7 protein-coding genes are annotated in these 14,639 nt (G+C 40.6%); all 7 read left to right on the forward strand.

Annotated features, from left to right (window positions below):
* Nucleotides 1–47 precede the first annotated feature (47 nt).
* The 7 genes from MTBBW1_RS21840 to MTBBW1_RS21870 all read left to right on the forward strand — a co-directional run bounded on the left by MTBBW1_RS21840 (nucleotide 48) and on the right by MTBBW1_RS21870 (nucleotide 14,610).
* A complete protein-coding gene (locus MTBBW1_RS21840) occupies nucleotides 48–4,838 on the forward strand; it encodes a methyltransferase domain-containing protein (protein ID WP_080807165.1) in 4,791 nt (1,596 codons plus the stop codon).
* Between the two features lie 412 nt (nucleotides 4,839–5,250).
* On the forward strand, nucleotides 5,251–6,636 hold the full coding sequence (locus tag MTBBW1_RS21845) for an arylsulfotransferase family protein (protein ID WP_139786861.1): 1,386 nt from the start codon (nucleotides 5,251–5,253) through the stop codon (nucleotides 6,634–6,636).
* Nucleotides 6,621–6,872, forward strand: a complete 252-nt coding sequence (locus MTBBW1_RS21850; RefSeq protein ID WP_080807176.1) for a hypothetical protein — start codon at nucleotides 6,621–6,623, stop codon at nucleotides 6,870–6,872. The genes MTBBW1_RS21845 and MTBBW1_RS21850 overlap by 16 nt, the downstream gene beginning before the upstream one ends.
* Nucleotides 6,873–7,093: 221 nt before the next feature.
* Entirely contained in the window at nucleotides 7,094–8,830 is a 1,737-nt protein-coding gene (locus tag MTBBW1_RS21855; protein ID WP_186441633.1) for a sulfotransferase, read from the forward strand.
* A 29-nt stretch (nucleotides 8,831–8,859) separates the two neighbouring features.
* The gene (locus tag MTBBW1_RS21860; protein WP_080807182.1) at nucleotides 8,860–12,312 is read left to right on the forward strand and encodes a glycosyltransferase; all 3,453 of its coding nucleotides are present in this window, start codon (nucleotides 8,860–8,862) and stop codon (nucleotides 12,310–12,312) included.
* A gap of 15 nt (nucleotides 12,313–12,327) precedes the next feature.
* A complete protein-coding gene (locus tag MTBBW1_RS21865; RefSeq protein WP_080807186.1) occupies nucleotides 12,328–13,497 on the forward strand; it encodes a glycosyltransferase family 2 protein in 1,170 nt (389 codons plus the stop codon).
* A 90-nt stretch (nucleotides 13,498–13,587) separates the two neighbouring features.
* A complete protein-coding gene (locus MTBBW1_RS21870; RefSeq protein WP_080807188.1) occupies nucleotides 13,588–14,610 on the forward strand; it encodes a glycosyltransferase family 2 protein in 1,023 nt (340 codons plus the stop codon).
* Nucleotides 14,611–14,639 lie beyond the last annotated feature (29 nt).

Raw genomic sequence — 14,639 nt, forward strand, 5'->3', positions numbered from 1 at the left:
TCGATTTTGGGCATCTAATTTTTGAGTATCTAATGTTGAGGTATTAAATGTCGGAACATGAAAAATCCAGAGTGATGATTATAACCCATGGACTCTATCCTGTGCCGGGTTATACAGTATCCGGTAATGGCGTAAGAGCATGGAGCCTTGCAGTGGCTCTTGCAGATAACAATTTTGATGTGATCTATTCCACTCCGCTGGATACGGTACACCCCCATACCCCGAGAGTGGAGGTTACCCTTGCACCATTTTCCGACAAAAACAGTTTGCATGGGATTATTGAAACACACAACCCTGATGTTCTGATTGTTGGATATTGGGCATATATACACCTTATTCCGTTGAATGTTAATGTTCCCATTGTCATGGATCTTCTTGCTCCATGGATGCTGGAAGCTTCATTTCAGGAAAACGGCGGCATGAGTTTTGACCCTGTGGATTATCTCAATGCCCTTGGCAGGGGTGACTATTTTATGTGCTGCACCTGGCGTCAAAAAGCATTTCATACAGCATGGTTGTTTTTGAGCGGAGTTCAAGGCAGCCATTTTCCCATTGATATTGTGCCCATATCAACTCTGCCTGATCTGCCTGTCAGACCGGATAATAGACATATAAGTGCTTCTGATGACACAATAAACAGACATATCAGCAAGCCTGACATAATAAAATTTATTTATGGAGGGGTGGTGTGGCCCTGGAGATCTCCACAGGAGTGGATATCCCAGATGCTTGATATCTTGAACAGGGATAAAAATGGAGAGCTTAAGCTTATTACAGGAAATTATCCCCTTGCCGCCAATGCAGATTCTGAAAAAATACGCCTTTTTAACGGCAATGAATATGATGATGTATTAATACAGCTTGATCTTCTTCCTTATGAAGAGATGGAGAAAGTCTTTCTTGAGGCTGATGTTGGAATTGAACTTGGTTCAAGAAACTGTGAGCGGGAACTTAGCTTTTCATTCAGGCTTATAGAGTACTTGCGGTGCGGCCTTCCTGTTATATGCAATGACTTTCTTGAAGTGTCTGATCTTGTACGTAAATATGACGCAGGCTGGGTTCTGGACAGCAGTGACCCTTCTGCTTTTGAGGAAGTTCTGAAAAGGATTCTTTCAGGTCAAGAAGATATCTTGCTGAAGAGGAAAAATGCCATTGCCCTTGTTCAGGAAAAATTTAATATTTTTGAAACAGTAAAGCCCCTTGTCAATTTTTGCAGAAATCCTGTTAAAAGTGAAAAAAACAGTATGCTAAATGGTCTATTTCCAGGTTCAATGACCGATTCCATGACCGAAAGTGACTTTTCAGTGGAAGGAAAAGAAGGTGGGGGTTTCATTGAAACATGTTTGTTCAAGGCAGCAGGGAAAAACTTGAAACTGAACCTGTTCCAACTTTCTGATTCATTGCCTGTACAGCCTTTACCTGATCTTTTGAAAAACGAACAGGAACCCTTTGACTATCAGCAGCGTGCCATAGACCGTTTTCTTGAATATGCAGATGTAAGCGGGAAAACCGTTCTGGAAATCGGGGCAGATGATGCAGTTGTAATGAGAAAACTGAGTGAAAAGGGAATGAGCCTTGGCCTTGGGGTCAATAACTGGTACTGGCATGATAAGGAGCATAAAACTGTAAAGGTTGCCGACAATATTATTCTTTCCTGGGGAGATATCCGTTCTGTTCCCCTTGAGGATGAATCTTTTGATCTCATAATTGCCATTGCTGCTTTTGAGCATGTCAGAGAGCTTGATCAGGCACTCAGGGAGATGCACCGGCTTTTAAAGCCTGGAGGTATTATTTACAGCTACTACGGGCCTATATGGTCATGTGGTGTCGGGCATCATCTCTGGTTTGAAAGGGAGGGTGTCTATTATCGTTTTTCCGAGCTTGAAAGTACTTTGCCTATTCTGGAAAACTATGAGCATCTTCTTATGGACAGGGAAGAGATGTCAATTAAACTGAGGAAAAAATGGGATCAAGATGCAGTAGATGATTTTATTTACCAGATATACGATAATGATCATATCAATCGTTACATGTATTCTGATTATGCAAAGCTATTTAATAATTCGGATTTTAAGGTTGTTGCCTTTGAAAAGGCTGATGGTATGGAGATTGACCCTGAAGTTCAAAGGCAGTTGACTCTCAAATATGGTCCAGAAAATGATTTTACCTGCGGCAACCTTGAAGTTGTCCTGGAAAAAGAAATTGTATCAAAAAAAGATGCTGCATCAGAACAAGATACACCCAGATCTGCAACTGTTCCACATGAATTTGAAAGCTCCTTGTCCGTATGTGAAAATTCCTCATCGACAATTGAAAGCTCTTTACCCGTATCTGAAAATACTCCCTCCCAATCTGAAAGTAACTCGCCTGGAACCGAAAATCTCTTATCTGCACAGGAAAGCCTGACATCAAGTCAGATACTTGATAAAATTTCCAGAGGCAGCAGGCTTTTATATAGAGCGTTGGTTAAACGCATGCTTATGCCTTTGATATCAAGGCGTGGAAAGAAAAACCTTGCAATTATAACAAGGGAAGATCTCTTTCCTGTTGAGCATGGAGCTGCTGCAAAAATATACCATACCGCAAGGGCACTATCTTTTGAGTATGATGAAGTTTATCTTGTTACCCTTGACAGGGAAAAATTTTATGTTTTCAGTAATGGAGAGTTCCACGAGGAGCTTTACCCCAGGCTTTTCAGGACACTTTTTTATCCCACTGAAGAGATGATGAGAAAAAAGATTAAAGCCGTTGGTATTCCGGATGACGAAGCATTTCTGTTTTTTCCTCTGTTTGATGATAATTTTAAACTCAGGGTACTCTATGTGGCCTTGCAGAAGAGTATTGAAGTTTATCAGGCTGAATTTCCGTTTTTCATGGATGCCTGTTCATGGGCACATAAAATTTTTGGCGGCAAACGCTCTATTGTGGAACATAATGTTGAATTTCAGAGAATTTTCGACAATCACCGCACCTCTGATGCTGTGAAGGAGTGGATTAAAGCATATGAGGTAAGGCTCTGTAACATGGTTGATCATGTTGTGACTGTCTCCCACAATGATACCCATGACCTTGTAAAAGCAGGTGTATCAAAGGATAAAATCACCATGATTCCACATGGTGTTGATATTGAAAATTTTAACAAGGCTTCATGGAAAAGCGGGCTTTCCAGAGATAGTATAAGAAATCGTTTTGGAATTTTTCAGGATGATGTTGTTCTGATTTTTCATGGAATTTTCTGCTATGGCCCCAACAGTGAAGCAGCACAATTAATTGGAAGTCAGATTTTGCCTGAACTTAACCGAAGAGGGTATGCACCTAAATGCCTTGCTGTTGGCAAATACCCTCCTGACAAGAGCAATCATCCTGATTTGATCTATACAGGTGTTGTGGAGCATGTGGCTCCTTATTTACTTGCAGCAGATATAGCTGTGGTACCCCTTCAGGATGGCGGTGGAACACGCATGAAAATTCTTGAATACTTTGCAGCAGGTCTGCCTGTTGTGGCAACACCTAAAGGTGCTGAAGGAATTTGCGTGACTCCAGGCAAAGAGATTATTATTGAACCTGATATGACTCTTTTTGTGGATGCTCTGGTTGAACTTATTCAAAATTCTGAAAAAAGATTTAAGACAGGTGAAGCAGGTCGTCTTTTTGTCCAGCAGATGGACTGGATGAAAATCGGAAAGCATTATGCCAATCTTTATGACAATATTCATGAGGCTTCAACCAATCCATCCGCTTCTTCGCAAATCACCCCTTCCGGAGTCTCACCAGAAAGCTCTTCTGATTACTCGCCAATCACCCCTTCCGGTGCCTCATCACCTACTGTTGCATCCACTTCTCTTTCTTTGGCCTCCGTGCTGTCCCCCCGTGCCTCATCACCTACTGTTTCATCCATAGGTAGTGAGTACAGGGAGCCCGTAGAAATGGACTACACAAAAGGGTATGAGTATGAGAGGCTCATTGAGGAGGAAAAAGCCCATTATTCAGAAATCGAGGTGACAGAACGTTTAACAGAAGGTGGCAGACATGCCCATTCTGCATGGGAGTATTACTGGCAAAGGGTTGGAAGCCATATTCAGCAAAATGCAGGAGAGTATGCAGATGTTACAGGATATCTTGAAAAGATTGTTCCTCAAGAAAGACCTATAAGGATATTGAGCCTTGGAAGCGGTTACTGCGGTCAGGAGTTGATGCTTGCAAGGCAGTTTTCTAAGGAATATGAGATAACATGTGTGGATATTAATGAGGCATTGTTTGAAAAAGCACGTAAGGTTGCAGTTGAAGAAAATTTAAATATTGTATTTAAAAGCGGAGACCTGAATTTTCTGACAATAGAAAAATCCTCATATGATATGATTTACGCCCATGCTGTGCTGCATCATGTTATCAACCTTGAGATTCTGTATGATCAGATTGCATCTGGATTGACAAGCCAGGGCTTTTTTCATCTTGTTGAAGTTGTTGGAGAAAACAGACGTCTTTTATGGGAAGAAAACGAGAAATTTGTTAATTCTCTTCTTGCTGTGTGTCCTGACGAGTTTATTTCAGGTCACAAGGTTAAGCCTGATGAAGAGGAAGAGGGTATGGAAGGAGTAAGGCAAGAGGAGATACTATCTCTTTTGAAATCAAGATTTACTCCTGATTATGAGTACCTGCATGGTGCATTTATGAGGTTTGTGTGTCTTCATGAGGTGATCGGCAAAAGCCTTGAACCTGCTTCTGAAGATGCCCGAAAATACCTTGATTTTCTCATTGAATGTGATGAGAGTTGTGTTGGAAAAAAAATGCTCAGACCCCTTGAGGTGTGGGGTATTTACAGACCTATTTCTGTCTGATAACCATGCCTGTTTGATAACCGTACCTGTTTGATAATCGTACCTGTTTGATAACCGTACCTGTTTGATAACCGTACCTGTTTGATAACCATGCCTGTTTGATAACCGCTCAAAAATGATATATAGCTTTCCAGAAAAGTATTTTATTTTTGGGTCAAAAAATATATTCAGATAACAGGTAGTTAGACTTTGCCATTTTCAATTTAATTATCTGGAATACTTATACCTATGACCTTATGAGCCTTGTCAATGCTGTCTGAATCAGGATGTCCAGGAAAACCAGGATTTACAGGATACAAATCTTGAGTATCCTGAAAATCCTGGTTATCCTGATTCAGACAAATGCAATAAATGCCAAAAAAATCAACAAGATGTCGTTTTTGAGTAACCAAATTACCGGAAAAGATGGCCTTTGGAGTCACACTTTATATTAAAAATGAATATTCGCAATATAGTAATAATTTTGAGCTTTTCATGGCTTGTTTTTTGTGCAGCTTTTACTCTGGGAGTATATGTTTATTCAGCCAGAATATGGCCATATCCTGTAATTTCGGCTGTTGAAAATTTTATAACCGGTGATTCCGCAGAATCAACAACTGTGGTTGAAAAGCTTATGAATGATTTTGATTTCAAGCCCACAAGGCAGATTGTTCATAATACCAAGCTGTTTAAATCCCGCCATTACCATGAACTGACAGGGATTGGCCTCAGTGATAAGCGTAAAAAACCCCTTGTATATTTTTCCCCAGATGCACAACCTGGATACAGGGTTCTTTATGGTGTTTTTGATTTTAAGGCTGGGCTGCATGGAGCCATTCTTTTTGGCCCGGATGGAGAGGTAAAACATATATGGCATACAACCCAGGAAGGTGTTGAATGGAGTCACCAGCCGGACAGCAATGTTTATCCACATGGATTTGAAATTGACAGGGACGCCTCTATTATCACAGCGTATGACGCTGGAACATCCATGACAAAATACGATCCATGCGGTAATGTTATCTGGAGAATCAAAGGTGGCTATCACCACTCAATATCCCTTGACGATCAGGGTACTCTATGGTCATGGGGAAAGGAGAATTCAGATAACCCCTATGGCCAGCATCTTGTGCAGATTGAGTCTGATACAGGCAATGTCCTGAGACAGTTTAACCTCTATCAGGTATATGAAGCAAATCCTGATGTGGATATACTGGGTATTATGCAGGCAGATACACATGAGAAATCAACATGGCTTTTTGATCTCCCGGGAGATATGTGGCATATCAATGATATTGAACCGCTTCCTGAAAAATTGAAGGAGTATTATCCCCAGTTTAATGCAGGAGACCTTCTTGTCAGCCTTCGCTCTCCAAACCTTATTTTTGTTCTTGATCCTGACACATACAGGATTAAATGGTGGCGTCAGGGCCTTACAAGGCGTCAGCATGATCCTGACTTTAACGATCAGGGAACAATATCAATATTTAATAACAACATGCATAGAGGTTTCTCAAGTATTGTTGATTTGAACCCCGTGACTTTTGAATCAAAAAAAGTTGTGGATGGAGAGAAGTACGGTTTTTATACATGGATCAGGGGAAAGCACCAGCGTCTGCCTGATGGAGGATATATAATTACGTCAACCGAGCAGGGGAGGGTGTTTGAAGTGAATCACAAAGGTGAAGTGACATTTGAATTTGTTAATGCATACAGCAGCAATAATGAACAATTGCCTGTTTCTGAAGCCAGATTCCTGCCACTTGACTTTTTTACTGAATGGGATGTTAAAGGATGGGAAAAATGCAACACAAAATAGTTTCAATTTTAATCTGTTCAGCTTTTTCTATGTTTACTCTTGTTGTAATTACAGTTGCCAATGCTTATGCCTATGTGGGGCCAGGGCTTGGGCTTGGGGCATTGGGGGCTGTTCTCGGTGTAATTTTTTCAATCTTTCTGGCGATTTTTGCCCTATTCTGGTATCCGATTAAAAGGTTTATTAAAAAATTCAGAAATGCTGAATCCGATCAAAAGGCTGATCAAAAAAACAGTTAAAAGGGAACCTTGAATCTTCTCACCTGCCTTAAAGCCTATCGACGTTGATAAAAACAACAGTTAAAAAGGAACACATGGATGAGTACCCTGATTTCTGATAATGACTCTTTTTTTATCCATCTTCTGACCATTGCACCAGGTGTAATTGTCTGTGTAGAACTTTTTTTGTTTTACCCTTCATGAAGCAACTCAGGCGCCTCGCTTATGATACATCAAAGGTGATGCATGTACTTTCATCTTCAAAAATTTCAGATCACTGGAAAGAGAAGGTGTTGCCAAGATATGCAGGGAGTATTTTTACATCCAGCCTTTTTCTGATGCTTTTTCTGATTCTGATTCTGTTTTCATTTGCAGTTGTCTATACCTTGATCTTTACGTTTATTAATGGGCACTCATTATTTCCTTTTGTTAATGGAGAACTTTCCATTGCAATAAAGAGTATAGCTCTTTGGTCAACACAGATATATGCCTTTGCTTTCGGGATAATTTATGCAGTTGCAAGAGGACGTTTGTCATACAGGAGGAAAAATCAGCCAGCACAGGAGAATAATACTTCATCCGGCAGACTTGGCTTGTCTTCTGAAAATTTTGCAAAAAAGGGAGAAAGCTACTCTTTTTTTTCAAAATGGTTCCATTATATAGCCTTGAACAGCAGTGCCATAAGGGAAGTGGCATTTGACATTGACTGTCTTGTTTCAGGATTTAAAGACAAAGCTGAACCTTCAACATCGTTTGATTGCCATGCTGCCTCTAATGGCTCTTCTGTTTTTGCATCTTCAAGCGACTTTCCCGCTGTTGCATCTTCAAGTGACTCTCCTGCTGTTGCATCTTCAAGTGACTCTCCTGCTGTTGCATCTTCAAGTGACTCTCCCGCTGTTGCATCTTCAAGCGACTTTCCCGCTGTTGCATCTTCAAGCGACTTTCCCGCTGTTGCATCTTCAAGCGACTTTCCCGCTGTTGCATCTTCAAGTGACTTTCCCGCTGTTGCATCTTCAAGTGACTTTCCTGTTGTTGTATCTTCAGGTGACTCTCCTGTTTTTGTGACCGGCCTTGCACGTTCCGGCACTACTATTCTTCTTGAGGCTCTATATTCAACAGGAGATTTTGCCACATTGACCTATCGGGATATGCCTTTTGTTACAGCTCCTTTTCTATGGAGAAAGATCTCAAAGGGTCATGCAGTAAAAGGTGATTTAAAAGAAAGGGCACATAAAGACCGTCTTCTGGTCAATTACGACAGCCCCGAGGCATTTGAAGAGGTTTTCTGGAAAACTGTGTCAAGCGATGGATATATATCAGCAGATTCTCTTGGTATCCATAATGAAGATTCCGAGTGTATAGTAAAATATCGAAAATTTGTTCATAATATTATAAAAAGTTGGCAACTGTTAGATAAACCATCTTCTTTCCGTTATCTTGCAAAAAACAACAATAATCTTCTGAGAATCAAAATGCTTAAAAAAGCATTTCCGGCTGGTCTGATTGTGGTGCCTTTCAGAAACCCACTTGATCATGCAGCGTCTTTGCTTCGGCAGCACAGCCATTTTGTAGAACTTCATGCAAAGGACAAATTTGCCTTGCAGTACATGAACTGGCTTGGTCACCATGAGTTTGGTTTGAATATGAAGCCATTTTGCTTCTCTTCTGGTACTCTTCCGGAAAACAGGGAAGAGACTGAAAATATTTCATACTGGCTGCGATACTGGCTATCTGTATATGGATATCTTGTCACCCGGCATGGAGAAGATGTGTTTTTCTTTGATTATGACGCCTTTTGTGAAAATCCTTCAGAGAGTCTGGAATTTTTGAGCAAAGCGCTTAAAATTGACAAGGAAAAGCTTAGCTCCTTTGAAGATAGCGTGAAAACGGCAATTAATTATGGGAGACTTGATGATTCTTCTGTTTCTTTTGAGGTTCGTCAATTGCACGACCAATTGAAAGCAATGGCTTTGAACTGATGAACAGCTTTTTTAATTAAGGTGTAATTTTGAAAAAAAACGGAATGATCACTGAAGATGAACTGATTCCCTATAACCTGTCAAATATGCCGGAAGGCCCTTATCTTGTTTTTGCCCCACATCCTGATGATGAAACCCTGGGAATGGGGGGCATGATTGCCCTTGCAACCGGTAAAGGGATAGCTGTTCATGTGGTTTTCATGACCAATGGTGATATGGGGGGTAACCCTGATATCAGAAAACTGGAGACCAGACGGGCAGCAGAGGTGCTTGGTATTTCCAGGATATTCTATCTGGGCTTACGGGACAGGGAACTTACATATGAACAATTGCCACACTCCATGCTGGAAACGATTTTTGATGAGCTGAATCCATCAGTTGTCTTTTTACCTTCATTTCAGGAGATTCATCCGGATCACAGGGCAACTACCCATAAAATCCTCCAATTTATGGATTATAAATCCTTCAACTTATCATGCAGGGAACACACTGATTTTTACTATAAACTGTGGTTTTACGAAATCAACCGTCAGGGTGAGGTAAATGCTCTTGTGGATATCTCATCTGTCATGGAAATCAAGGAGCATGCCATTGAGTGCTATGCCAGTCAGCTTGAAATGCTGGATTACAAAACACAGTGCCTCTGCCTTGATTATGCCAGAAGTATTACCCTTGGGGAAAAGATATCCTATGTTGAGGGTTTCTGGGTTCATGACCCTGAGTGCGGGATATCACCTGAACAACTTTATATTGATCAAATTCAGCAATACTTTCCTTTAAAAGCACCTGCTTTGTGTCATCAAGAGGTCTTTGTTCACAGTTCTGCTGATAAAACTATTGATCAAACCACTGATAAAACCTTTGATAAAACTGTTGAGAAAAAATATTTTCGTTCCCTGAATGAGAGAATAAAGCATCAGTCCATGACACTGTCAAGATATGTCAAACTGGCGGCTTCTCTATCGGATGTTGTAAATAAAGGAAAGGCACTTGCCACAACTCTTGGGGAAGAAAATGCCCATCTCAAAAAACTTGTGGACGAGATGCAGGAGCAGCTTGCGACATTTTCCAAAGCAAAGAGCCACAGGATGGCATCTGCCTACATTAAATTGGCAATGGGTTTTCGCAGCATGTCCAGGTCCTTGTTTTTGAAAAACAAACATTTACGCTCTTATAATGAACAAGCCCGCTCTTCAGGAGAAATCGACAATTGTGCCAAAAAGACTAAAGCTTGTAGAAAGATGCTTTCAGATGAGGGGAAATACCCTGTTGTAATGCTCTTTTCAGTTAATGAGCTCCAGGAAAATCTGACTGAACTGGATATTCATCGGGAGAGATTTGCCCACGGCATGACTTATGCTGAGCCTCTTCATTCAGGAAGGGATGTTTTATTTGTTCTCAATGTTGATATAGATGACCTTGCCTCTGTTCAACTTTTTATGACTTCCTTTGAGTGTATCAATCCAGGTCTTCTTGTGCTGGAACTCTATTCAGATGAGCTTTGTTCAGATAAAAATGGTACACTCCCTTTGCGAAGTTCAACTGTGGCGGCTCCAATGCTGCTTGATAATGCCTTTGTCTCATTTTGCTTTGAACCTGTGGCTGACTCCAAAGACCGTACCTTTTATGCAAAACTTTCATTGAAAAACGGTGCAGAAGGCTCTCCTGTGGGGTTATGGACCCGACCTTCTCCATATTTTAATCATAATGCTGTTGATGCATATCATGAATGGATAAAAAAAAACGAGAACCATGATGAAGAGCCGGATTCTTCTGATGCTTCAGGCAGCATGGATGCAGTAGTCACCATTATTATTCCGGTTATATCCATGCAGAAAGAAATTTTATTGCAGGATGCTCTATCCCTGCAGGAAGAGAGTAAGACCAAAGAAGGGGGCACTTTGAAAATTGCCATGCTTCAGGAGTCATTTGCATCTGTGTTTGCCCAGTCAATCAATAATTGGGAGATATTAGTTCCTGTTGTCGGCTCTTCCGGCAAAGAGATAGAGCAAAAAATGAGGGAAATCTTTGACAGAATTGATGAACATTATCAAAGTGATAAGGTCATTTTTGTGGAATGTAACGACAATAGCGACGTTGCAACCCAACTGAACCTTGCATTGGAGAGATCATGCAGTCTATTTTTTATGTTTCTTCATCCTTTTGATACTCTCTCTTCTGATGCTCTGCAAAAATGCACCAAAAACCTTATTCATAATGCCGATGCAGATATCATGTACAGTGATGAAGACAGGATAAACCAGACAGGATTAAGGTTTGCTCCTATGTTCAAGCCACAGTGGTCACCTGATCTTTTAGTGGGCTTTCCTTATTATCCTGGCGGATTAACTTTTTTTCGGAAATCCCTTTTTAAAAAAACAGGAGTCTTCACTGACCTGTCCGGCTTGCATCAGGCTTTAGGGTTTTGTTTTCAAGCTTTTGAATATGATTTAACCCTGAGACTTTCTGAAATAACAGATAGAATTGTTCATATTCCAGAGGTGCTCTACCATCGAAGGGATTGTGAATTATGTGACTTGTCAAGTGGAGCTTTTTATTGGAAAAGTTCTGCCATAAAAGCTGTTGAAGCTGCCCTTGAAAGAAGGGGAAACAGAAGCACAATAAAAAGTGGTCTTACAGAGAACTCCTTTCATGTTGGCTTTCCGGTCAAGCCTGGAACTATGGTTTCCATTATTATCCCTTTCAGGGATTGCTCTGAGCTTCTTGAGACTGCTGTGAAAAGTATTCTTGATAAAACAATCTATCCTGATTACGAGATAATCTGCATAAATAACGGAAGCGTAAAGCCTTGCACCCATGAACTTATTGATAGATTAAAGGAAATACCCTTTGTTAAGGTAATTGACGATGATACCCCGTTTAACTATTCAGCCCTGAATAACAGAGCAGTGTCACATGCAGAGGGGGAAGTTCTGCTGTTTTTGAATTCAGATGTTGAAGTTATCTCCGAAAACTGGCTTGAAGCCATGATAGAACATACCTGCAGAAAAGAGGTAGGCGCTGTTGGAGCACTGCTTTATTATGTCAATGATACCATTCAACATGCCGGTATAGTCCTTGGTATTGCAGGACTTGCAGGCCATGCGTTTAAACATGTACAAAGAGAAGATACCCGATATTATTATGGCTGGCCTTTTTTTGTCAGAAATGTATCTGGAGTCACTGGTGCATGCATGATGATAAGACGTTCTCTATTTGAGGAGATTGGGGGATTTGATGAAAAGGATTTTCAGGTGAGCTACAATGATCTTGACCTGTGCATGAGATTGCGCCGCAAAGGCTATCAGATCATATATACCCCTTTTGCACAGCTTTATCACTATGAATCCTTTAGCAGAGGGTATGTCAGGGATGATGAAGCTACAATGAAAATAAGGGAAAAGTGGGGAGAAGTACTTGATTCTGATCCTTTTTACAATCCCAATCTCACCACACGTAAGGAGGATTGGACTCTTGAGTAAGGACAGGCTTGAATCATGACATATGATGGACTTTTCCAGGGTGACGTTACAGGGCCTCTTTCTGTTAATATCCCTCTGATTGACGTTGTTGTTGTAAACTATAATGGTATGCCCTATCTGCCGGATTGCCTTGGTTCCCTTTTTAAAACCTGCTATCCTTCATTTCATGTAATTGTGGTTGACAATGCCTCCACAGATGACAGCGTAAACTGGATAAAAACTCATTATCCTGATGTAATAATTATTGAAAATTCCGTAAATGAAGGATTTGGCAGGGCCAATCTTAGAGGAATCCGGTATGCAGAGTTCCTGCGTGAAGATGATCATCAAGGTAAATGTTTCAGAAATGATCCGAATAATTTTCTCCTGAATGCTCTCAGGTGGGATGTTTTCAGTGCAGTGAGGAAGGTGTTTCCTTATTGTTTACGGCATAGAAAGGGCTCCTTCTTTAAATCTGCGTCATACTTTGCCCTTATCAATACAGACACAAGGGTTGAGCCGGACTGGCTTTTAAATCTTGTAAATGTCATGGAAAGTGATGAAAATTGTGCTTCAGCATGTTCACGTCTTCTTTTTATGGATCGGCCTGAGTTGATAAATGCCACAGGAGGCGGGATGAACTTTCTGGGGCATGGTTATGATCATGATATTTTTGCAGAAGCTCGTAATGTTCCTGTAGGAAGAATCGTAAAAGATGTTTTTTTTCCAACAGCCGCAGCCTGTCTTGTAAGGCGTTCAGCATTTTATGATGTGGGTGGCTTTGATCCATCTTTTTTTATGTACCATGAAGATGTGGATCTGGGGTGGCGGTTTCATTTAAGGGGATATAGTGTTAAATATGTTTCTGATTCAACTGTGTACCATGCATTTGGTGGCACTTCCATGAAAATCGGCAGCATGAGATTCAGAAATCGCCTTGGATTGAGACATGCATTGAGAAGCCTTCTTAAAAATTATGAGATGTCAACTTTGCTGAAAGTGATGCCCATCTTTTTCAGGACTTATATAAGCCTTTTTCGTGCTGGTATTTCAACAGGATTCTTCAGTGCTCTTTTATGGAACCTGACCCATCTTCCAGGAACCATTATCCAGCGTCACAGGGTTCAGCGAAGAAGAAAAGTCAGTGATCTGGATATGAAATCTCTTATTTTGCAGGATGTTCAGACACCTGTGAATTTAAATTAAACGGTCATGGCCGGCATTCAGCCACCCCCGAATATGGAAATTTGTATCTATTTCCACGGTAAATTGTGTTTTTCAGTAAGGTAAAAATGCATGCAACGATGCTTTAAAGATTCCGTAAGCATAATCATTCCTACGTATAACAGATCAAAACTTCTTAAAAAAGTCTTGAAAGCCCTTGAAAACCAGAGCCTTGAGCATAGCTGTTTTGAAGTAATTGTTGTTGATGATGGTTCAAAAGACGATACATTTTCTATGGTGGCCGATTTTGAGAAGAGTTCCAGTCTCCGGATAAGGTATTTTTTTCAGGAAAACAAAAAACAGGCTGCTGCAAGAAATCTTGCAATTCAACATGCTGTAATGCCTCTTCTGCTTTTTATAGGGGATGATATTGTGCCTGATTCTGATTTTCTTGAATCCCACCTGAAATTCCATGCCTCCCTTGAAAATCCTGATAAAAGCTGTGTTATAGGATATACCACCTGGCCCTGTAGCTTCAGGGTTACCCCTTTCATGGAGTATATAGGAGAATTCGGTGATCAGTTCGGGTACTCCCTGATTCAGGGGAACTCGTCCCTACCATTTAATTTTTATTACACATCAAATCTTCTGGTGCCGGCAGAAGCCCTGAAACAACTTGACTATTTTTTTGACGAAGACTTCCATGTATATGGCTGGGAGGATATAGAATTTGGATTCAGGCTTGAAAAGTCTGGAATGCTGCTTTTCTATAATCCTGAAGCTGTTGCCAGGCATTATCATCCAGTTGATGTGTTGTCATTTTGTCAGCGTCAAAAAAATGTTGGATATGCTTCAACCATTTTCATTAAAAAACATCCTGAGCTTGAATGGCTTCTTGGAAACAGACAGGAGTTGCTTGCAAATGCAAGGCGTTACCCTGTGGCATTTTTTTTGAAATTCATTATAAATCTCATGGATAAATGCTATATCATTGATAAAGGGGCTATCATAAACAAGTGCAGTATCATAAATAAATATAATATCATAAATAGATGCTTTAAACTCTCCCTTACTCATAAAGTCTATCGTTTTGTTCTTGACGCACATTACGCAAGAGCTGCAATAAGTGAATCTGTTGGAAAAAATGCTGCGTAAGACAGTTGACAATGAATAAGGTGGTCCTG

The sequence above is a fragment of the Desulfamplus magnetovallimortis genome (genome assembly GCF_900170035.1).
Taxonomy (GTDB): domain Bacteria; phylum Desulfobacterota; class Desulfobacteria; order Desulfobacterales; family Desulfobacteraceae; genus Desulfamplus; species Desulfamplus magnetovallimortis.

What these genes read in the sequence shown, in the direction of transcription:
- MTBBW1_RS21850 (WP_080807176.1), top strand. Translation starts at nt 6,621, where the DNA reads ATGCAACACAAAATAGTTTCAATTTTAATCTGTTCAGCTTTTTCTATG.
- MTBBW1_RS21870 (WP_080807188.1), top strand. Translation starts at nt 13,588, where the DNA reads ATGCAACGATGCTTTAAAGATTCCGTAAGCATAATCATTCCTACGTAT.
- MTBBW1_RS21855 (WP_186441633.1), top strand. Translation starts at nt 7,094, where the DNA reads ATGCATGTACTTTCATCTTCAAAAATTTCAGATCACTGGAAAGAGAAG.
- MTBBW1_RS21840 (WP_080807165.1), top strand. Translation starts at nt 48, where the DNA reads ATGTCGGAACATGAAAAATCCAGAGTGATGATTATAACCCATGGACTC.
- MTBBW1_RS21865 (WP_080807186.1), top strand. Translation starts at nt 12,328, where the DNA reads ATGACATATGATGGACTTTTCCAGGGTGACGTTACAGGGCCTCTTTCT.